The following is a 21160-nucleotide window of genomic DNA, read 5'->3' on the forward strand; positions in this document are numbered from 1 at the left end:
GCTATTTCTGAAAGCCCACGGTCAAATCGAACCGAATTCTGACCCAGGCACCGATAATCGGCTTGCCGCCGATGCGCGGCGGTCGCACCCGGAACTGCCACGCCGCCAGCCGTAGCGCGCGCGCCAGCCCGCCACCCGGCGGCGATTCGTCGAGCGCGCGACAATTCTCGACGCGAAATTCGGGCGCGGTCTTGCAGGCGATGATCGCCCAGCCCGAGCCAACCTTGGCATAGTCCTGCAGATAGGGCTTCAGCTCGGCATCGCGCGGTTCGCGATACCATTCGGCATTGTATAACGCGGCGCCACCCGGCCCCTGCCCCGGCCCATAAGCGGCAACGCTGTCCTTGCCGCTGCCCGAATCGTCCCCTTCGCCCTGATGCGCCGGAATCTTGCCAATGTCCGACGCCGCGAACTCCTCGGAGCTCAATTGGATCAGTTTGGACGGCACCGGGCTTTTCACCGGCGGCGGCGCGACTGGCGGCGGCGGGGCAGCGGAAGCGGTTGTCGTCTGCTTTTGCTTATGCGCGACCTGGGTTTTCTGCGCCTGTTTGGAGAGGGGCGGGCCGACCGGCCTTACGTCGAAGGTATTGAGCGGTTTGTCCTTCTCGACCTTCTGAAAAATACCGCTGCCGAGATGAAACAGCAGCAAGGCCACCAACGCCTCCACCGCAAGCGCAAGCGCTATGCCGCGAAGCCGCCCTTTACCTGAATCGGATCGATAGGACGCCGCGGACATCCCGCCCCGCGTAGAGCGCGCGGTGCCGCGCTGCAACAGGTTCGGCGCAAACTGAACGCTTTGTCATGCGGCATCGGCCGGAGCCGTGGTCCAGCCCAGCGCCGGGATCGTCAGCGACCGCTTTCCCGATAAATCAACCCGCATAACCAGCAGGTTGCGCCCTTCGATATAGCCGATCACGCGGCGCGCCCGTCCAAGCGAGCTCGTGCCATAGGTGCGCGCAATCTCCGCGTCGGTCGGGCAGGGCAGCCCGTCACGCGCGGCGCGCGCGATCAGCAGGAAGCAGCCGAGCATCTCGTCGGGCAAATCGCGTGCGATCGCCAGCGCCTCGGCCCAATCCCCCTCCAGCCCTTCGAAAATTCCGGCGCGCGCCGCCGCCAAACGCCGCGAGAAACCGGAGGGATCGAGCGGCGCGGGATACACGCCGACCATGCGACAGCGCACCTGAAAATCCTGGTACAATACCGCCGCCGGACGCGCGGTTGAATCGGCATCCTCGACGATGGCACGCAGCACGTCGCACACAATCTGCGCCAGCTCTTCCGGGTCGCGCTGTGGAACCTCGCGCAGCGGATCGGGCGCGGCGACGGTTTCAATCTGCTCGAACACATATTCGGCCGGGGCCGCGCGCAGTGGCGGCGGTGCAGGCCGCACCGGCTCCTCCATTTCCGCGAACAGGAATTGCCGCATGTCGGCTGGCGGCGCATCGGGCAGCGGGATCAATGCGGGGCCACCGCCACGCGAGCCCGTTTCGACCGCGCCGATCCGGATCGCCACCGGGCGCCGCGATACCGCCGGCCCCAAGGCAAGAAAGGTGCCCCGCGCGAGATCACGAATCTGCTCGGCTTGCCGCCGTTCCATTCCCAGCAAATCCGCCGCGCGTGCCATGTCGATGTCGAGGAAGGTGCGCCCCATCAGGAAATTGGACGCTTCGGCGGCGACATTCTTGGCGAGCTTGGCGAGGCGTTGCGTCGCGATGATGCCGGCGAGCCCGCGCTTGCGGCCACGGCACATCAAATTGGTCATCGCGCCGAGCGAGGCGCGACGGACTTCCTCGGTCACCTCCGCCCCCATCGACGGCGCGAACACCTGCGCCTCATCCACCACCACCAGAGCCGGGAACCAATGGTCGCGCGGGGCATCGAACAGCGCCGACAAAAAGGCGGCGGCACAGCGCATCTGCCCCTCCATCTCAAGGCCCTCGAGATCGAGCACGACCGAGGTGCGATGTTCGCGGATGCGCGCGGCAAAGCGCGCGACCTCGGCCACCGAATACTCCGCCGCCGTAATGGCGACATGGCCATAGCGTTCGCCAAGTGTAACGAAATCGCCTTCTGGGTCGATGATGATCTGTTGCACCTGCCCCGCGCTGCGTTCGAGCAGGCGGCGCAGCAGATGCGATTTTCCCGAACCCGAATTGCCTTGTACGAGCAACCGCGTCGCCAGCAATTCTTCGAGATCGATCGGGACGGGCGCACCGCCCGCGTCGAGGCCCATGTCGACTTGAAACGTCATCGCGGCCACATGGCCGATGCGGGGGGGCATGGGCAAGCGCCATCGCGCCCTGAGCGCAAAGCCCCCAATGCCGGCGCGCGTCCTTTCCCCGGGGGCGCACAGGCGCGCGGTCGAGTTCTTTCTGGACGTCGAGTGCGGAAAGGTGGATTGCCGGTTCGGAAATGCTCAAGGCGCAAGGTGACGATGATGGCGGCGGGAATAGCGTGCTGAAACGCATTTTTCTGGGGGGCGGAATCGCCTTTCTCGTCGGCCTGGCGGTCTTTGCGGGCTTCGCCTGGCGGCCCGCCATCGCTCCGGTCGCGCGCCCGGCTGCGGCATCCTTCGCGCCCGCGCTCGTTGCCAAGGGCGCAGTGCTGGCCAGTGCCGGCTATTGCGCGTCGTGCCACACCGCAAAGGGTGGTGCCGCGCTGGCGGGCGGCTATGCGATGGCGACGGCCTTCGGCACGATCTATTCGACCAACATCACCCCCGATCTCGACACCGGCATTGGCGGCTGGTCCGAAGCCGCCTTCCGCCGTGCGATGCACGAAGGCGTCCGGCGTGACGGTGCGCACCTCTTCCCCGCTTTCCCCTATGACCATTTCACCAAGCTGACCGATGCCGACCTCTCGGCGCTCTATGCCTATCTGATGACGCAGCCTGCAGTGCGCGCTGCGGACAAGGCCAATAGCCTGCCCTTCCCGCTCAACATCCGGATGCTGCAGGCGGGTTGGAAGCTGCTGTTCTTCAAGCCCGGGCGCTATGTGCCCGTCGCCACCAGGGATGCGACGTGGAATCGCGGGGCTTATCTCGCCGAAGGGATCAGCCATTGCGGCGCGTGCCACACGCCGCGCGGGGCGCTCGGCGCCGAGCTCAAGGACAAGGCCTATGCCGGGGCCGCGATCGACAATTGGATCGCGCCGCCGCTCGACAAGACCAACCCTGCGCCGATCGCGTGGAGCCAGGCCGAATTGGTTGCCTATCTCGGCAGCGGGGTCAGCCAGTATCATGGCACGGCGGCGGGTCCGATGGCGGCGGTGCCGCGCGGGCTTTCCCGCCTGCCCGCCTCCGATGTGGCGGCGATCGCGAGCTATTTCACCAGCTTCAACGGCTCGGCAGAGCGCGCCGGGCAGGATGCCGCGCTGATCCAGAAGGCACTTGCCACTGACCGTGTCGGCACCGGCCTGCAATATGATCCCGGCGCGCGGTTGTTTACCGCCGCCTGCGCATCATGCCATTATAATGGCGGCAAGGGCCTCAACCCGCTGCGTCCAGACCTGTCGCTCAACAGCACGGCACATCTCGACGATCCGACCAATTTGATCCGCGTCATCCTCTACGGCATCGACGCTAAGGACGGCGCGCCGGGCGTGGTGATGCCGGGCTTCGGCACGGGCTTCACCAACGCCGATGTCGCGCGCATCGCCGCCTATTTGCGCGCAACGCGGACGACCAAGGCGGCATGGCCCGATCTCGAACAGAAAGTCGCGACGATCCGCGCGCAGGGCAAGGGCCAGGAGTGATGACCAGTTTCACGATCAACGGTCGCTCGGTTACCACCACGGTCGAGGATGACACCCCGCTTTTGTGGGTGATCCGCGATGAAATCGGGCTGACCGGCACCAAATTCGGCTGCGGCATCGGCATGTGCGGGGCGTGCACCGTGCATGTCGGCGGGCGGGCGACGCGGTCGTGCATCACCCCGGTCTCCGCAGTCGATGGAGCCGATGTCACCACGATCGAGGGGCTCGACCCGAAGGGCGAGCATCCGCTGCAACAGGCGTGGCGCGAGATCCAGGTCCCGCAATGCGGTTACTGCCAGTCGGGCCAGATCATGCAGGCCGCAGCCATGCTCAAGGATTTCCCCGCGCCGAGCGATGAGGACATCGACGCGGTGATGACCGGCAATCTGTGCCGCTGCATGACCTATGTCCGCATCCGCGCCGCGATCCGGCAAGCGGCAGGCACGCTGGCGGAAGGACCCAAGGCATGAGCCGCCTCGCCTCGACTGCCAAAGCCGCGCGCAACCCGCTGTCGCGCCGCAGTTTCCTTGTCGCCAGTGGTGCGGCCGGGATCGCCTTCGGCTTTTCGCAAGTGCTGGCGGCGATCGATCCCGCCGTGCCCGGCGGCACCCCCGCCGCCCCGACGGGCCCGCAATTCGAACCCTCGATCTGGTTCGGGATCGACGCTGCCGGGATCATTACCGTCAACATCATCCGCGCCGAAATGGGCCAGCATGTCGGCACCGCGCTCGCCCGCATCCTCGCCGACGAGCTGGAGGCCGATTGGGACAAGGTGCGCATCGTCCATGTCGATACCGATCCCAAATGGGGCTTGATGGTCACCGGCGGGAGCTGGTCGGTATGGCAGACTTTCCCGGTGTTCAGCCAGGCGGGTGCCGCCGGGCGCATCGCGCTGATCGAGGCAGGCGCGAAGCTGCTCGGCACCAGTGCCGCCAATTGCACCGCGCGTGGCGGCGCGGTCCATGCGGGTGGTCGCTCGATTTCCTATGGCGACATCGCCAAGCGTGGCGGCGTCGCCCGCCAATTCACCCCCGACGAACTGAAGGCGCTGCCGATCAAGCCGGTCAAGGACCGTCGCCTGATCGGCAAGCAGGTTGCGGCGCTCGACATCGCCACCAAGACCGACGGCACCGCGCTCTATGGCATCGATGCCAAGGTGCCGAACATGGTCTATGCCCGGCCCAAGCTGCCGCCGACACGCTTCGGTTCGAAGGTCGTTTCGGTCGATGACAGCAAGGCCAAGACGGTGCGCGGCTATTTGCGCTACCTCGTCATCGAAGATCCATCGGACACGGTGCCCGGCTGGGTGATGGTGATTGCGCAAAACTATCCCGCCGCGATCCGCGCCGCCGATCTGCTCCAAGTAACGTGGACCGCCGGGCCGGGTGCCACCACCTCCGAAAAGGACCTGCAAGCCCATGCCGCCGACCTGGCGGGCAAGGCCGATAGCGGGGTCGGGCTCGACATCGTCAACGCTGGTGCCAAACCCGCCGGCGCTGCCAGTACGCTGGAACGCGTCTACACCACCAGCACCGTGCTGCATTTCCAGTTGGAACCGCTCAACGCGCTCGCCTTCGAAAAGGATGGCCGCTTCGAAATCCATACCGGCAATCAGTGGCAAAGCCTGATTCTGCCGACACTCGCCAAGGCGCTCGGCGTGCCCGAGACCAAGATCATCCTGCGCACCTATATGCTGGGCGGCGGTTTCGGACGGCGGCTCAACGGCGATTACACCGTCCCCGCCGCGCTGGCGGCCAAGGCGCTGGGGCGTCCGGTCAAGATGGTGCTGACGCGACAGGATGACGCGCTGTTCGATTCGGTGCGCTCGCCCTCGGTGCAACGCGTGCGCATGAGCTTCGACAAGGACAATGCGGTGGTCGCGATGGAGCATTACGCCGCCGCCGGTTGGCCGACGCAGATGAACGCGCCCGCCCTGCTCGCCAAGGCCAAGAGCGGCGGGGCCTATGACCCGTTCGCCATTTCGGGCGCGGACCATTGGTATGAAGTCGGCCACCAGACCGTCCATGCCATCCCCAACGATCTCGCCAACACCACCATCCGCTCGGGCTGGCTGCGCTCGGTCGGGCCCGGCTGGACCAACTGGGCGGTGGAAAGCTTCATCGATGAAGCGGCGCTGCAGGTGAAGAGCGATCCTGTCGCCTTCCGCCTGAAATTGCTTACGGGGGCCGGTCGCAATGCCGGGTCAACCCCCAGCGCCATTGGCGGGGCGCTGCGCCAGGCCGAAGTCGTGCGCCGCGCCGCCGCCCGCGCGGGCTGGGGCGAAAAACTGCCGCCCGACACTGGACTCGGCATCGCCACCAGCTTCGGCCAGGAGCGCGACATGCCAACCTGGGTCGCCTGCGTCGCGCGCGTGCATGTCGATCGCAAGACTGGCGTGGTGCGCGTCGAGAAGCTGACCCTGGTCACCGATGCCGGGACGATCGTCGACCCCGATGGCGCGCTCGCGCAAACGCAAGGGGCCGCTTTGTGGGGCCTGAGCATGGCGCTGCATGAGGGCACCGAATTCGTCAACGGCTTGGTCAAGGACACCAATCTCGACAGCTATCTGCCGCTGCGCATGGCCGACGTGCCTGAACTGGACATTGCCTTTGTCGAAAGCGAACACGTCCCCGTTGGCCTGGGCGAGCCCGCGACGACGGTGGTCGCGCCCGCGATCGGCAATGCGATTTTCGCCGCCGTGGGTGCGCGCGTGCGCCATTTGCCGATTACCCCGGCGGCAGTGCTCGACGCGCTCGCCGGTCGGAGCGCTTGATCCAAGCGATCGACGCGATAGTGTCATCGTGCGCGCATAGGGCGGTCGCACGGAGATAGGGCCGGGGGGTTTAGGTGGACGGTCGTTTTCGGCGTGCTTTGGCGCAGGCTCATCCTGCTGTGTTCACGGCGGTCGCGGGAACCGCAGGTTTCTGCGCCTATTTCGCGATGTACGCCTTTCGCAAGCCGTTCACGGCGGCGACGTTCGAGCTGGTGCCGGGTTGGCATTGGGTGCTCGATTACAAGATCGCGCTGATCGTCGCGCAGGTCGCGGGCTATGCCCTGTCGAAGTTCATCGGCGTAAAGGTCGTGTCGGAAATCGCACCGCGCCACCGCGCCGCCGCCATCCTGGGGTTGATCGGCCTGTCCTGGCTCGCGCTGGTCGCCTTTGCGGTCATCCCAGCACCGTGGAACGTCGCGGCCCTGTTCCTCAACGGTGTGCCGCTCGGCATGATCTGGGGGCTGGTCTTTGGTTTCATGGAGGGGCGGCGCGTGTCCGAAGTGCTCGCCTCGATGCTGTGCGCGAGCTTCATCCTCGCATCGGGCGTGGTCAAATCGGTTGGCACCTGGCTGATGCAAAGCGAGCATATCGACCGTTTCTGGATGCCCGCCGCGACGGGCTTGCTGTTCATGCCGCTATTGCTCGGCGCGGTCTGGGTGTTGAGCGCGCTGCCCCCGCCGAGCGCACGCGACGAGGCCGAACGCGTCAAGCGCGCACCGATGACCGGGGCCGAGCGCCGGAGCTTCCTCAAGGCCTATGCACCGGGGCTGATCGCAATCGTCGTCGCCTATGTCCTGCTCACCGCCTTTCGCGATTTCCGCGACAATTTCGCCGCCGAAATCTGGGCCGCGCTCGGTTATGGCGGGAAGGCGGCGATCTTCTCGGCAAGCGAGCTTCCCGTCGCGCTCGTCGCGCTATCGGCGATGGCGCTGGTCATTCTGGTGCGCGACAATCGCCGCGCGTTGTTCGTCATCCACATCATGATTGCCAGTGGCTTTGCGTTGCTGGGCGTATCGACGCTCGCCTTCCAGGCGCATCTGATCTCGCCCTTTGTATGGGTGGTGCTGTCCGGGTCAGGGCTCTACATCGCCTATAGCCCGATCAATGCGGTGCTGTTCGACCGGATGGTGGCGGCGAGCGGCCGGATCGCGAATGCCGGTTTTCTGATCTATGTCGCCGACTCGTTCGGCTATCTCGGCAGCGTCGCCTTGCTGCTGTGGCGCAATTTCGGGCAGCGCTCGCTCGACTGGCTGAGCTTCTTCATGGGTGGGGCCTATGTCACCAGCGTGGTCGGCACGGTGCTGACACTGTTCGCCGCGCTGTATTTCTTCCGCCGTGCGCCCGAGCGGAGCGCCGCTGACGCCCGGGCAGCCGTGCCCGCATGAGCGAGTTCGACTCCTACGACGTCGCCATCGTCGGCGCGGGGATCGTCGGCCTCGCCCACGCGCTCGCCGCCGCGCGGGGCGGACGCCGCGTGCTGGTGATCGATCGCGATGCGCAGGCCAATGGCGCGTCGATCCGCAATTTCGGCTTCGTCACCGTCACCGGCCAGGAACAGGGCACCGTCTGGCGGCGCGCGCGCCGCTCGCGCGATGTGTGGATGGAGGTGGCTGCGCCCGCCGGGATCGCCGTGGAGCATTACGGCCTGACGATGGTCGCGCAGCGGCCCGAGGCGCGCGCCGTATGCGCGGCCTTCCTGCAAACCGACATGGCCGAGGGGTGCGCGTGGCATGACGCGGCGGCGGCGCAGGCGCTGCTCGGCGCGATCCGCCCGGCAGCGTTGGAAGGCGTGCTGACCAGCGCAATCGACATCCGCGTCGAATCGCGCACCGCCATCCCCAAGCTGGCGGCGTGGCTCGCCGCGCATCACGGCGTCGAATTCTGGCGCGGCGTCGCGGTTCATGGCGTCGAGACCGGGCAGCTCGATACTTCGGTCGGCGTTGTACCCGCGCGCGCGATCATCGTCTGCCCCGGTGACGATCTTGCCACGCTCTTCCCCGATGCGCTCGCCGGAATCACGCGCTGCAAATTGCAGATGCTGCGCCTCGCCGATCCGGGCTATCGCCTGCCGGGGGCGATCATGTCCGATCTCGGCATGGTGCTCTATCTCGGTTATGCCGCTTTGCCCGAGGCGACGGCGCTGCGGCAGCGGCTGGAGGCCGAACAGGCCGATCATCTCGCCAACGGTATCCATCTGATTGTGGTGCAAAGCGCCGATGGCAGCCTGGTCGTCGGCGACAGCCATCATTACGCCACCACGCCCGATCCGTTCAGCAAGGAAGCGGTCGACGCGCTGATTCTCGATGAGTTTCGCGCGGTGTTCGGCCATGTCCCGCCGGTGCTCGAACGCTGGACCGGGACCTATGCCTCCGCCGCCAGCCACAGCCGCGTCACGCGCCCGCTCCCCGGCGTACAGGTGGTGACGGTTACCAGCGGCACCGGTGCTTCGACCGCCTTTGCGCTTGCCGAAGAAACGATCGCGGCGATTGCGGCGCAACCCCAAGGAGCCGTTGCATGAGTTTTCCGATCAAGGCCGTGGTGCTCGATTGGGCGGGCACGATGATCGATCATGGCTGCTGCGCGCCGGTCATCGCGCTCCAACGCGTCTTCGCCGATGCAGGCGTGGAAGTCTCCGAAGAGGAAGCCCGCGCCGACATGGGCCACGCCAAGCGTGACCATATCCGCGCCATCCTGGCCAAGCCGCGCGTGGCCGAGGCGTGGCAGGCGGCGCACACGGCGCAGCCCGCCGAAGCCGACGTGACCGCATTGCACGATGCTGTCGAACCGATGATGCGCGGCGCGGCCAAGGACTGTGCCGCGTTGATCCCCGGTGCTGCCGAACTCACCGCGTCGCTGCGCACGCACGGCGTTAAGATCGCGTCCTGCACCGGCTACACCCGCCCGATGATGGCCGACATCCTGCCGCTCGCCGCCGAACAGGGTTATGCACCCGATGTCGTGGTCTGTTCGGGCGAGACGCTGGAGGGTCGCCCCTCCCCGCTGATGCTGTGGAAGGGACTGGTCGAACTCGGCGTGTGGCCCGCCGCCGCCTGCGTCAAGGTCGATGACGCCACGGTTGGGATCGGCGAGGGCAAAGCGGCGGGGGCGTGGACCGTCGGGCTCGCCGCATCCGGCAATGGCGTGGGTCTCAGCCATGACGCCCTGCTCGCCCTCGCCCCCGAAGACCGCACCCGCCGCGTCGCCGCCGCTGCCGCCGATTTGCACGCGGCAGGCGCGGATTATGTCATCGACAGCGTCGCCGATCTGTGGCCCGTGCTCGAAACGATTGCGCGCCGGATCGAAGCGGGTGAACGCCCCACCCCGGCCTGACCCAGGCCGGGAGGGAGCGCCAGCCGCCGCTCAGCCCGCGAACGCCTTGACCAAATCGAACAGATAGTCGCGCCCCTGATAGAGCGAATCCTTGCGCATCCGCTCATTCAGGCCGTGCGTGCCATTGCCATCCTTGTCGATGAAGAAGCCCGGCGCGCCGTAAACCGGAATGCCGACCGCCTCCAGGAACACGCCATCGGTCGCGCCCGTCGACATCAACGGCAGCAGTGGCAGGCCCGGAAAATGCTTGGCCGCGACCGCCTTGACCGGGCCGACCACCTTCGGATCGAGCGCCGGCGGAACAGCCGTCGGGCGAATCGGCGCATTGGCGGTCACTTTCACCTTGGGGCCAGCCAGCTCCTGCAATTTGGCGAGCGTGCCCTCCACCGTCTCACCAGGGAAGATGCGGCAATTGACGTTGGCGGTGGCGCGCTGCGGCAGGGCATTTTCCGCATGACCCGCATTCACAATGGTCGCGACACAGGTGGTGCGCAGCGTGGAATGCATCATCTTGTCGCTGCTGACGATCTTGTCCGCCGCCGCATCCTGCGGGTTGGCGAGCAGGGTGGTGATCGCCGTGCGCAACGGCGCGGGCGAACCGAGCGCGACCATGCCGAAAAACGCCCGCGTCGTATCGGTAAACTTCACCGGGAATTCGTATCCCTGCACCGCCTTCAGCGCATCGGCGAGTTGATAGATCGCATTGTCGGGCACTGGCTGCGAACTGTGCCCGCCGGGGTTGATTGCCTCGAACGTGTAATTCTGCGCGGCCTTTTCGCCTACTTGCAGCGCGATCAATTGCGGTTTGCCGTCGGGGCCATACCGCCCGCCGCCACCTTCGTTGAGCGCGAATTCGGCGTCGATCAGCTCGCGCTTGTTCTTGGACAGCCACTCCGCGCCGTTAAAGGCGAAGGTGGTTTCCTCGCCACAGGTCAGCGCCAGCTTCACCGTCCGCTTGGGGTGATAGCCTTCGGTCTTGAAGCGGATCATGCTGTCGGCCCATACCGACGCCATCGCCTTGTCATCGACGGTGCCGCGCCCGTAATAATAACCCCCCTCGTCGATCAGCGTGAACGGATCGCGCTCCCAATCGGCACGCTTGGCTTCGACCACGTCGAGATGTGCCAGCAACAGGATCGGCTTGGCCTTGGCATCGCTGCCTTTCAGCACCGCGACCAGACCGCCGTCCTTGGGGTGATCGGGCACGGCAAAATAGGTAATATCCTGCTCGGCATAGCCCGCTGCCTTCAACCGTGCGCCAATCTGCGCCGCCGCCGTGGTGCAGCTACCGCTCGACAGCGTGGTGTTGGTTTCGACCAGTTCCTTGTAGAGGCCGAGATACGCCTTCTGGTCGGGCCGGTCCTGCGCCGAGGCAGCACTGGCAAATCCCGCCACCCCCAAAATCGTCGCGCCCAAGAGTTTGCTGATCCTGCGCATGATAAACCCCCAAAAATGATGTCGGGAGGAAGCTAACGCCGCGCGGGCGGAACGCAACCGTTAGCGCGCGCTGCCGGATTTTGGCCTGGCGAAGCGCAATTCATGATTGGCGAAATCGATCCGCACTTGCCCGAACAGGCGCAGCGCATCCATGCCGAGAAACAGCGCAGGGCGCCCGGTCAAGCCAAGCCGGGCAAAGGGTGCCGCATCCGAAAACGCGACAGGCAAATTGGCAAAACCGGTGTCGCCAATGGTGAAACGCGGCACCAGCCCGAACTCGGCTTCGAGCTTGCCTCCGGTTACGCTCAGCAAGGTCATCGGCTGCCCCTGCGCCAGATCACCCCCGACCAATCGCTTCAAGGCGAGATTGCCCATGCTGACGACCGCGCCGGTATCGATCACCACCCGCACTTTATGGCCGTTATAGGTGGCATCGGTAACGACCAACTGCCCGAAGCGATTACGCGCGCGGACGACGATGTCGTCGCGGTCGAACACCTCGCGCTTGGTGCGTTTGGTCGCGGGGAGAACCACCATCGTGCGCGTGGCGAAATCGATCGTCACCGCGCGCCCTTGCAGCGTATCGATGCCGACCAGGCCCTGCCCGCCGAGATTGCCCGCCCAAAGCACCGGTGCCTCGATCCCCGATCCGCGCAAGCGCACGCCTTCGGCCAGGGTCGCCGCACCCACGCTGATTTCGGGCAGGATATAGGTGCCGGTGCCGGTCGATCCCGCCATCGCGGTGATGCGGACGCGCTTGCCCGGTGCCAGCCCGAGCGTGGTCGCCAATTCGCGCGCGATGACGGTTCGCTCCGCCCCGGTATCGACGATGAAGCGATAGGGGCCGTTTACACCAATCATCACCGGCACCGACATGCGCAGCCCATCATCGGTAAAGCCAAGCGCGTCGGTCGGCGCAGGGGGGCTGTCCTGCGATAGCGCAGCGGGCGCCGCCGCGGACTCCTGAGTCTGGAGCGGTGCCGCAGCGAGCGCCGTTGCCAACGGCACGATCAGGAACAGTGCCGGGGCCATTGCGCAAAGCTACGCCCGCGCCGATCCCGTAACAAGCCCGATCAATCGAGCCGCATCGCCTCCGCCGCCAGCACTTCGGCCTCCATCAGCAGCGCATCGTCGGCCAGCCCCTGCGCGATATGTTCGCGCCCGATCAACGTCAGCACCGGCACTGCCAGCGGCGACACGCGCTCCAGCGGCACATGCAGCATCGTGTCCTGCGCGCGATCGAGCAAATCGGCCAAACGCCCGACATCGGTCATCCGCGCGCGCGCATCGGCCCACGCCGCCTGCAACAGCAAATGGCCGGGTTCATATTTGCGCAGCACGTCATAGATCAGGTCGGTCGAGAAGCTGACTTGCTTGCCGGTCTTGCGCTTGCCCGGAATCTGCCGCTCGACCAGCCCGCCAATCACCGCCACTTCGCGAAAGGCGCGCTTCAGCAGCGACGATTGCTGCACCCAATCGACGAATTCATCCTCCAAGATGTCGCGCGAGAACAACGCCGCCGGATCGATTACGGACTCAAGCCCAAAGCACGCCAGCGCATAATCATTGGCGACGAAGCCGATCGGTTTCAGCCCCTGCGTCTCCATCCGCCGCGTAAGCAGCATCCCGAGCGACTGATGCGCATTCCAGCCCTCAAAACTGTACGCGACCAGATAATGCCGCCCCTCGCGCGGGAAGGTCTCGACCAGCAATTGCCCCGGTCGCGGCAGCACCGATCGCTGCTGCTGCACCTCCAGCCACTCGCGCACATCGTCGGGGAAGCGGTGCCACGCCGCCGGGTTCGCCAGAAATCCGCGCACGCGCTCGGCGAGATTGGTCGACAGCGGCATCCGCGCGCCGCCATAGCTCGGGATGCGGGCCGGGCGTGAGGTCGCGCGCACCACCACCGCCTCGGTATCGATCCGCTCCACCTCCAGGCTCAGCCCGGCGAAGAAGAAGGTGTCGTGCGGCGACAACGTCGCGGCGAACCCCTCCTCCACCCGCCCGAGCGTGCGACCGTTGCCAAAGCGCACGCTCAGCATCGTCGCCTCAACGATGATGCCGGCGTTCAAGCGGTGCTGCGCGATGAAGCGTGGATGGCTGACGCGCCAGCTTCCGTCCGGGTCCTGCGTCAGCCGTTTGAACTTGTCATAAGCCTTCAGCGCATAGCCGCCATCGCGCACGAAGCCGAGCACTTGCGCGAACGTGTCCGCCGTCAGCGCCGAATAGGGCAAGGCCGACCGCACTTCGTCGAGCAACGCGGCTTCCTCAAACGGCGCGGCGCAAGCGCACGCCATCACATGCTGCGCCAGCACGTCGAGCGCGCCCATGCGGAACACATCGGCATCCAGTTCGCCCGCCTCGATCGCATCCAGCGCGCCGCGCGCCTCGAGATATTCGAAGCGATTGCCGGGCACGACGATCGCCTCGGACGGTTCGTCGAGCCGGTGGTTGGAGCGCCCGATGCGTTGCAGCAACCGCGACGATCCCTTGGGCGCGCCCATCTGGATCACGCAATCGACATCGCCCCAATCGACCCCCAAATCGAGCGAGGAGGTCGCCACCAGCCCGCGCAACCGCCCATCGGCCATCGCGCCTTCGACCTTGCGCCGCGCCTCCAGGCTGAGCGAACCATGATGCACGCCGAGCGGCACGTTCCGGTCGTTGACCTTCCACAGGTCCTGAAAGATCAATTCGGCGAGCGCGCGGGTGTTGCAGAACACGATCGTGGTCTTGTGCGTTTCGATCTCGGCCATCACCTGTTGGGCGGCATAGCGCCCCGAATGACCCGACCACGGCACGCGCCCCTGCGGCAGCAGGATCGTGACATTGGGCGGCGCGCCCGCCGCGCCCCGCACCAGCCGCACCGCATCGATATCGCCATCGGGTGCGAGCCAGGCGCGATAGGCATCGGGATCGGCCACCGTCGCCGACAGCGCGACGCGGCGCAGATCGGGGGCGAGGCGTTGCAGCCGCGCCATGCACAGGCTCAGCAAATCGCCGCGCTTGCCCGTGGCGAAGGCGTGAACTTCATCGACCACGATCGTCTTCAGCCCCTCGAACATCAGGCTGCTATCGGGATAACTGAGCAACAGGCTGAGCGATTCGGGCGTGGTCAGCAGGATGTGCGGCGGGCGAATGCGCTGCCGCGCCTTGCGGTCGGAGGGCGTGTCGCCAGTGCGCGTCTCGACCCGGATATCGAGCCCCATCTCGGCGATCGGGGTAAGCAGGTTGCGCTGCACATCCACCGCCAGCGCCTTGAGCGGTGAGACATAGAGCGTGTGCAGCCCCTCGCTCGGGGCCTCGACCAGATCGGCGAGCGTCGGCAAGAACCCCGCCAGCGTCTTGCCCGCGCCGGTGGTGGCGACGAGCAAGCCGTGATCGCCGGTGCGCGCAACATCGAGCATCGCCACCTGATGCGCGCGCGGCGCCCAGCCCTTGCCGGCGAACCATTCGGTGATCGCAGGGGGGAGCGCGATGGTCATCCGTCTCCCATCGCAAGGGTAAGGAAGTTGGTACAACCACCAAGCTGGGAACCAATGGCCATCCCGCCCATATAGGCACGATGGCAAAGCTCGGCGACTGGGTCGAACCGCACCCGCACGGCCTTTACGTGAAACCCGCCGACCTGTGGGTCGATCCGGCGCGCCCGTCGCCAGTGGCGCTCGTCACGCACGGCCATGCCGATCACGCGCGCGGCGGGCACGGCGCGGTATGGGCGACGCCCGAGACGCTGGCGATCATGGAAACGCGTTACGGCCCACAGGCGGGGCATCCGATTGCCTATGGCGACAGCCATCGTTTTGGTGACGTCACCGCCACCTTCGTCCCCGCCGGGCATGTGCTGGGATCGGCGCAAATCCTGCTCGAATATCGCGGCGAACGCATCGTCGTCTCGGGCGATTACAAACGCCGCGCCGACCCGACCTGCGCGCCGTTCGAGCCGGTCCAATGCGACGTGTTCATTACCGAGGCAACTTTCGGCCTGCCCGTCTTCCGCCATCCCGATACTGGCGATGAAATCGACAAATTGACCAGCGCGCTCCACGCCAACCCCGCGCGCTGCGTGCTGGTCGGGGCCTATGCGCTGGGCAAGGCGCAGCGCGTCATCGCCGAACTCCGCGCGCGCGGGCATGAGGCGCCGATCTACATCCACGGCGCGCTCGAACGGCTTTGCGCGCTGTATGAAGCGCATGGCGTGGCGCTCGGCGAGTTGCGCCCCGCCACCACCGCGAGCAAAACCGAGATGATGGGCCATGTCGTGCTCGCCCCGCCGGGGGCGCTGGCCGACCGCTGGTCGCGGCGTTTGCCCGACCCCATCACCGCGATGGCGAGCGGCTGGATGCGCGTGCGCCAGCGCGCGGTGCAACGCGGCGTCGAACTGCCGCTGATCCTCAGCGATCATGCCGATTGGGACGAACTGACCGCCACGCTCACCGAAATCGCCCCGCGCGAAGTGTGGGTCACGCATGGCCGCGAGGAGGCGCTGGTGCATTGGTGCCAGACGCACCAGATCAAGGCGCGCGCATTGGCGTTGCTGGGCTTCGAGGATGAGGACGATTAGCGGGACAGCCGTTTCACCCCGCCCCTAGCGCCCGTGCCCGCCTGCGCTGCACCGAGGACCCGATCCCCAGTGCCTCGCGATATTTGGCAACCGTGCGCCGCGCGATATCGAAGCCTTTGGCGTTGAGCAATTCGACCAACGTATCGTCCGACAGGATTTTGTCGCCCTCATTCGCGATCAGCGCCTTGATCGCCGATTTCACCGCCTGCGCCGACACCGCATCGCCGCCATCGGACGACTGGATCGCCGAGGTGAAGAAGTATTTGAGTTCATACAACCCGCGCGCGCACGATAGATATTTGTTGCTGGTAACGCGGCTGACCGTCGATTCGTGCATCTCGATCGCATCCGCCACCTGGCGCAGCGTCATCGGCTTCAAATGCGCCACGCCGTGCAGGAAGAACGCCTCCTGCTGCTTCACGATTTCGGTGGCGACCTTGATGATCGTGCGCTGGCGCTGGTCGAGCGCTTTCACCAGCCAATTGGCGCTGGCGAGCATTTCACCCAGCCACGCCTTGCTCGCTTTGTCGCCGCGCGCGGTCGACAATTCACTGTAATAACTACGGTTGACCAGCACGCGCGGTAGCGTGGCGGCGTTGATTTCGATCCCCCAACCATCCTTGCGCTTCGCTACGAACAGATCGGGCACCACCGCCTGGGTCGGCTCCCCGCCATAGCGACAGCCGGGCTTGGGATCGTAGCCGCGCAATTCGCGGATCATGTCGGCCAGATCCTCGTCATCGACATCGCACAACCGCCTGAGCCGCGCGAGATCACCGCGCGCGACCAGATCGAGATTGTCGATCAACCGCGCCATGCACGGATCGTAACGATCGGCCTCCTTGGCTTGCAGCGCGAGACATTCGGCGAGGTCGCGCGCGCCGACGCCCGTCGGGTCGAAGGTTTGGATGATGCCGAGTACCGCCTCGACCCGCACCAGCGGCACGCCGAGCCTTGTGGCGACATCGAGCAGCGCGGCGGTGAGATAGCCGCATTCGTCGATCTGGTCGATCAGATGCGCGGCGATGAACAGGTCCGGTCCGTCGACCGCCGTGCCCGCCTGCGCGAGCAAATGATCCGACAGTGTCACCCCGGTGTCAGCGAAACTGTCGAAATCAGGGCCATCCTCGCCCAGCCCGCCGCCGCTGCTGGCACCGTTGAGGCCAAGCGCCCCGTCCATGCCCACCGCCCCCGGCTGATCGCCGATCGAATCCGACGCGCTGTCGTGGTGAAAGCTCTCGGCGGTGAAATCGACGTCGAGCGAGGCCTCGCCCGCGTCACCGCCACGCATCAGCAATTCGTCGGCAGTGGCGGGCTCGTCGCGGATTGGCGCGTCCGCCTCACGTTCCTGTGTCGGCCCGTCATCGTCGGGCGCGCTCGCCTCCAGCAACGGATTGCGCTCGATCTCCTCGGCGAGAAAGCCCTCAACCTCGAGGTTGGACAGCGCCAACAAGCGAATCGCCTGCTGCAATTGCGGCGTCATCACCAGCGATTGCGACTGGCGCAGGTCGAGGCGTGGGGCGAGGCTCATTGGCTGGCCACCCAAATACCGTTCGCCCTGAGCCTGTCGAAGGGCCCGCGCAGCGAGCAAGGTCCCATCTGCGGCGAGCAGTGCTTCGACAAGCTCAGCACGAACGGATTAAGAGCAGTCCGCATAGCCTAAAGCGAGAAGCCCTCGCCCAGATACAGCCGCCGTACATTCGCGTCGGCCACCAGTTCCTCGGGCGAGCCGGTGAACAGCACGCGGCCATCATAGATGATATAGGCGCGGTCGACGATTTCGAGCGTCTCGCGCACGTTATGATCGGTGATGAGCACGCCGATGCCGCGATTCTTGAGCTCGCAGATGAGGTCACGAATATCGGCGATCGATAGCGGATCGATCCCCGCGAACGGCTCATCGAGCAGCATGATCGACGGATCGGCGGCCAGCGCGCGCGCGATTTCGGCGCGGCGGCGTTCACCACCCGACAGCGCCATCGACGGGGAATCGCGCAGCCGCGTCAGCCCGAATTCATCGAGCAGCGTCGTCAACCGCGCCATGCGCTGTTGCTTGTCGGGCACGGCGAGTTCGAGCACGCTCAGGATGTTCTGTTCAACCGTCAACCCGCGAAAGATCGAGGTTTCCTGCGGCAGATACCCAAGCCCCAGGATCGCGCGGCGATACATGGGCAGCCCGGTAATATCCTGCCCGTCGAGCATGATCCGCCCCGAATCGGGCTTCACCAGCCCCATCACCGAATAGAAACACGTTGTCTTGCCCGCGCCGTTGGGCCCGAGCAGACCGATCACCTCACCCTTGCCGACCGACAACGACACATCGGTCAGCACGCTACGCTTGTCATAGGATTTGGCGATCGACACGACCGACAGGCCGTCCAGCACCGGCGCTTCGGCGATCGGCGGGGCATTTTCGAGGGTGAGGGTCTCGGTCATTACAGGTCCCGTGCTCGCACTTTAGAGTGAACGGAAGGTTACCGCGCCGAATTTGGCAGGCTTCGTGCATGGTCGCGGGCGCAGCCTAGGCGAAACCCGCCCGGCTGGGAAGATGCCGCCGCCGCCCTCTGCGCGCCGGGTCGCCTCAGTTGTCGCGCTTGGGCACCGAGAACGTGCCGCTGACCCGGCCACCGCTGCTCTTGGTTCCGGGCGCACCGCCGCCCACCGAATTGCCGTCGATCACCGCGCGCCCGGTATCGAGGTTGATCGTCAGCCGCCCGCCATTGACGGTATTGCCGCCCTGGATCAGCGTGACCGCGCCGAGCATCGTCACCACGCGCTTGTTGAGATCGTACACCGCGAAATTGCTGCGCGCAGTCTGATCGGGCCGTGTCACGGTTACCCCGCCCGACGCATCGAGGCGCGAAATTTGCGGGCTGCCATCAACAAACTGTCCGGTATAGGCAACTGTTACGCGCGCCGCAGTAAGCGTCATTTCCGCTTGTTTGACAACAACAGCACCGATGGCCACCGCACGGTTGGCTTTGTCCTGCAATTCAAGATGCTCGGCCGTAAGATTGATCGGCGCGTCCGAATTGTGCGCGCTCTGCGCATCTGCTGTCCCCGCAAGGGCAAAGGACAGGGCGATAAAGGCAAGGGTGGACCGCATGTGCGCTATCTCGTCTTTCGCGGGACGATCCGCAAGCGGGCATTGCCGTCCAGCCGAACAACATGGTTTTCGAGATCGGCGTTCATCTGGTCACCGCTGAACGTGCCCTGCGGCACCGTTCCCGTCACCGCGCCCCCGCTTTTCAACGTCTTGGATTTGAGATCGAGCGTCGAATCCTGCGTGTCGAGCCGGTATCCGCCGCTGCTGTGCACCTGCAGCGGCCCATCGATCGTGACTTGCTGGCGGTCCATATTATAATGCCCGTGATCGGCGACGACATTGGCCGGCCCATCGCTCAGCCCGATTTGGGCCGACAATTTCTGCAACCAGACGACCGGCTCGGCCGAACTTTTCTGGATCGCCGACCCCGCCATCAGTGCGAACGGCTGCCCCTTGTCGTCATTGCCGCGATAGGTCGCCGATTGCACGCGCAAGCGCTCCTTGGCGACTTCGACCTTGTTCTTGTCGAGCAGGAAGCTGACATCGCCCCCCGAATAAAGCGGCAGTACCACCACGAACGCAGCCAGCACGCCGATCAGAATCGGTAACACCACGCGCAGCACGCCGATCGTGCGATCGTGGCTGCTGCCCGGCGCGGCCCAGATCAGGCGCTGGCTGCGAATGGCCCCCGAATCAGGCATGGGCGAAGATATCGACCTCCGGCCAACCGGCCAGATCGAGTTCAGCGCGCCACGGCAGGAACTGGAAACACGCTTGCGCCAGCTCGGTGCGCCCCTCGCGCGCCAGCCGCAAGTCAAGCTCGTTGCGCATCGCGTGCAGATAGCGCACGTCGGACGCCGCATAATCCTTCTGCGCCTCGCTCAGCACCGGGCCGCCCCAGTCCGACGATTGCTGCGCCTTGGAAATGTCCTGCCCCAGCAATTCGCGCACCAGCTCCTTCAGCCCGTGGCGATCGGTATAGGTGCGCACGAGCCGCGAGGCGATCTTGGTGCAATAAACCGGGGCTGCGGTTACTTCGAGATAATGGCTGATCGCCGCCAGATCGAAGCGCGCGAAGTGGAACAGCTTCACCCGCGCCGGATCGGCCAGCAACGCGCGCAAATTCGGCGCGGCATAATCGCTGTCGGGGGCAAAGCGCACGAGATGCTCGTCCGGTCCGCCATCCGAAAGCTGCACCAGGCACAGCCGGTCGCGCGGCGTAATCAGGCCCATCGTCTCGGTGTCGACGGCGATGTCAACGCCGGGGACGAACAGATTGGCGGGGATGTCTTCTTCGTGGAGATGCACTGTCATCGCGCGGCCCTAGCGGCGAATCGCCGCGCGCTCAATGGGGTGCCGCCGCTACCGGTTGCGTACGCGGGCCTTGCGCGCGGCGATGTTGAGCGTTTCGACCAACCCCGAAAAGGCCATTGCCGCGTAGATATAGCCCTTGGGCACATGCACGCCGAAGCCATCTGCGATCAATACCGCGCCGATCATCAACAGAAAGCCGAGCGCAAGCATCACCACGGTCGGGTTGCGATCGATGAAATTGGCAAGCGGCGTCGCCGCCACCAGCATCACCCCGACCGCGACGACGACGGCGACGATCATCACCGGCAAATCGTTGGTCATGCCGATCGCGGTCAGGATCGAATCGATCGAGAACACCATGTCGAGCAACAGGATCTGCACGATCGCCGCACCGAACGACATTGCGACCGAACTTTTCTTGTCGAGCACCTCGCCCGAATCGTCGGGGTCGATCGTGTGGTGGATCTCGGTCGTCGCCTTCCACAGCAGAAACAGCCCGCCCGCGATCAGGATCAGGTCGCGCACCGAAAAGGCGGTTTCGAACGATGGCACGCCGTGCGCATCCACCCCACCCGCAATCCCCAGATCGAACACCGGCTCGACCAGCCCGGCAATCCACGCGATTGCCGACAGCAGCACCAGCCGCAGCCCCAACGCCAGCCCGATGCCGACGCGGCGCACCTTTACGCGCTGGCCTTCGGGCAGTTTGTTCGACAGCAGCGAAATGAACACAAGATTGTCGATGCCAAGCACGACCTCCATCACGATCAATGTGGCGAGGGCCGCCCAGGCGGCAGGATCGGCGAGCAAATGGAGGAACGTCATGGCGGCATCCTGTGCCGGTATTGCCACGTTCGCGCAAGATCGACGCAGGTATCGCCGCATTTTGGACGAATTTGTTCGCAGCGTCTCAAATTTTAGGCTAACACGAGTCGGTGGCACA

The 21160-nt window shown here is 65.6% G+C and carries 18 protein-coding genes; 7 read left to right on the top strand and 11 right to left on the bottom strand.

From position 1 onward, the window contains the following. Position 1: 1 nt before the first annotated feature. Together WC704_RS04660 and WC704_RS04665 are read right to left on the bottom strand one after the other, a co-directional pair. A complete protein-coding gene (locus WC704_RS04660; RefSeq protein WP_372888828.1) occupies positions 2 to 655 on the bottom strand; it encodes a hypothetical protein in 654 nt (217 codons plus the stop codon). A gap of 144 nt (positions 656 to 799) precedes the next feature. Next, the gene (locus WC704_RS04665) at positions 800 to 2251 is read right to left on the bottom strand and encodes a helicase HerA domain-containing protein (RefSeq protein WP_372889097.1); all 1452 of its coding nucleotides are present in this window, start codon (positions 2249 to 2251) and stop codon (positions 800 to 802) included. A 161-nt stretch (positions 2252 to 2412) separates the two neighbouring features. Between WC704_RS04665 and WC704_RS04670 the strand changes: the two genes are divergently transcribed. From WC704_RS04670 to phnX, 6 genes are all read left to right on the top strand, one after another. Then, the gene (locus tag WC704_RS04670; RefSeq protein WP_372888829.1) at positions 2413 to 3753 is read left to right on the top strand and encodes a cytochrome c; all 1341 of its coding nucleotides are present in this window, start codon (positions 2413 to 2415) and stop codon (positions 3751 to 3753) included. Next, the gene (locus WC704_RS04675; RefSeq protein WP_372888830.1) at positions 3753 to 4223 is read left to right on the top strand and encodes a (2Fe-2S)-binding protein; all 471 of its coding nucleotides are present in this window, start codon (positions 3753 to 3755) and stop codon (positions 4221 to 4223) included. The genes WC704_RS04670 and WC704_RS04675 overlap by 1 nt, the downstream gene beginning before the upstream one ends. Next, entirely contained in the window at positions 4220 to 6526 is a 2307-nt protein-coding gene (locus WC704_RS04680) for a molybdopterin cofactor-binding domain-containing protein (protein WP_372888831.1), read from the top strand. The genes WC704_RS04675 and WC704_RS04680 overlap by 4 nt, the downstream gene beginning before the upstream one ends. Positions 6527 to 6600: 74 nt before the next feature. Next, complete coding sequence (locus tag WC704_RS04685) at positions 6601 to 7911, top strand: DUF5690 family protein (protein ID WP_372888832.1); 1311 nt, start codon at positions 6601 to 6603, stop codon at positions 7909 to 7911. Beyond that, a complete protein-coding gene (locus tag WC704_RS04690; RefSeq protein ID WP_372888833.1) occupies positions 7908 to 9044 on the top strand; it encodes a TIGR03364 family FAD-dependent oxidoreductase in 1137 nt (378 codons plus the stop codon). Before WC704_RS04685 ends, WC704_RS04690 begins: the two co-directional genes overlap by 4 nt. Further along, a complete protein-coding gene (gene phnX / locus WC704_RS04695) occupies positions 9041 to 9856 on the top strand; it encodes a phosphonoacetaldehyde hydrolase (RefSeq protein WP_372888834.1) in 816 nt (271 codons plus the stop codon). The genes WC704_RS04690 and phnX overlap by 4 nt, the downstream gene beginning before the upstream one ends. A gap of 30 nt (positions 9857 to 9886) precedes the next feature. Here phnX and WC704_RS04700 read toward each other — a convergent pair whose 3' ends face one another. From WC704_RS04700 to WC704_RS04710, 3 genes are read right to left on the bottom strand one after another with little or no spacing between them, the layout of a single operon-like run. After that, positions 9887 to 11293, bottom strand: coding sequence for a M20/M25/M40 family metallo-hydrolase (locus tag WC704_RS04700; RefSeq protein ID WP_372888835.1), 1407 nt, complete (start codon positions 11291 to 11293; stop codon positions 9887 to 9889). A gap of 60 nt (positions 11294 to 11353) precedes the next feature. Then, the gene (locus WC704_RS04705; RefSeq protein WP_372888836.1) at positions 11354 to 12325 is read right to left on the bottom strand and encodes a retroviral-like aspartic protease family protein; all 972 of its coding nucleotides are present in this window, start codon (positions 12323 to 12325) and stop codon (positions 11354 to 11356) included. A gap of 41 nt (positions 12326 to 12366) precedes the next feature. Next, the gene (locus WC704_RS04710; protein ID WP_372888837.1) at positions 12367 to 14778 is read right to left on the bottom strand and encodes a ligase-associated DNA damage response DEXH box helicase; all 2412 of its coding nucleotides are present in this window, start codon (positions 14776 to 14778) and stop codon (positions 12367 to 12369) included. 80 nt (positions 14779 to 14858) lie between these two features. On the opposite strand from WC704_RS04710, the gene WC704_RS04715 reads away from it, so the two are divergent. After that, a complete protein-coding gene (locus WC704_RS04715; protein ID WP_372888838.1) occupies positions 14859 to 15857 on the top strand; it encodes a ligase-associated DNA damage response exonuclease in 999 nt (332 codons plus the stop codon). A gap of 13 nt (positions 15858 to 15870) precedes the next feature. Here the strand turns inward: WC704_RS04715 and rpoN are convergent, their stop codons facing one another. The 6 genes from rpoN to WC704_RS04745 form a co-directional block, all read right to left on the bottom strand. Next, entirely contained in the window at positions 15871 to 17388 is a 1518-nt protein-coding gene (gene rpoN, locus WC704_RS04720; RefSeq protein ID WP_372888839.1) for an RNA polymerase factor sigma-54, read from the bottom strand. Between the two features lie 128 nt (positions 17389 to 17516). Beyond that, positions 17517 to 18293 carry an LPS export ABC transporter ATP-binding protein gene (gene lptB, locus WC704_RS04725; protein WP_372888840.1) on the bottom strand — a complete coding sequence of 259 codons (777 nt, stop codon included), beginning with the start codon at positions 18291 to 18293 and terminating at the stop codon, positions 17517 to 17519. Positions 18294 to 18438: 145 nt separating this feature from the next. Further along, positions 18439 to 18963, bottom strand: a complete 525-nt coding sequence (locus WC704_RS04730; protein ID WP_372888841.1) for an LptA/OstA family protein — start codon at positions 18961 to 18963, stop codon at positions 18439 to 18441. A gap of 5 nt (positions 18964 to 18968) precedes the next feature. After that, positions 18969 to 19604 carry an LPS export ABC transporter periplasmic protein LptC gene (lptC, locus tag WC704_RS04735; protein WP_372888842.1) on the bottom strand — a complete coding sequence of 212 codons (636 nt, stop codon included), beginning with the start codon at positions 19602 to 19604 and terminating at the stop codon, positions 18969 to 18971. Next, positions 19597 to 20217 carry a ribonuclease D gene (locus WC704_RS04740; RefSeq protein ID WP_126845202.1) on the bottom strand — a complete coding sequence of 207 codons (621 nt, stop codon included), beginning with the start codon at positions 20215 to 20217 and terminating at the stop codon, positions 19597 to 19599. The genes lptC and WC704_RS04740 overlap by 8 nt, the downstream gene beginning before the upstream one ends. 48 nt (positions 20218 to 20265) lie before the next feature. Then, positions 20266 to 21042, bottom strand: coding sequence for a TerC family protein (locus WC704_RS04745; RefSeq protein ID WP_372888843.1), 777 nt, complete (start codon positions 21040 to 21042; stop codon positions 20266 to 20268). Positions 21043 to 21160 lie beyond the last annotated feature (118 nt).

Origin of the sequence: Sphingomonas sp. (genome assembly GCF_041661885.1) — a bacterium.
In the GTDB taxonomy this organism is placed as follows: domain Bacteria; phylum Pseudomonadota; class Alphaproteobacteria; order Sphingomonadales; family Sphingomonadaceae; genus Sphingomonas.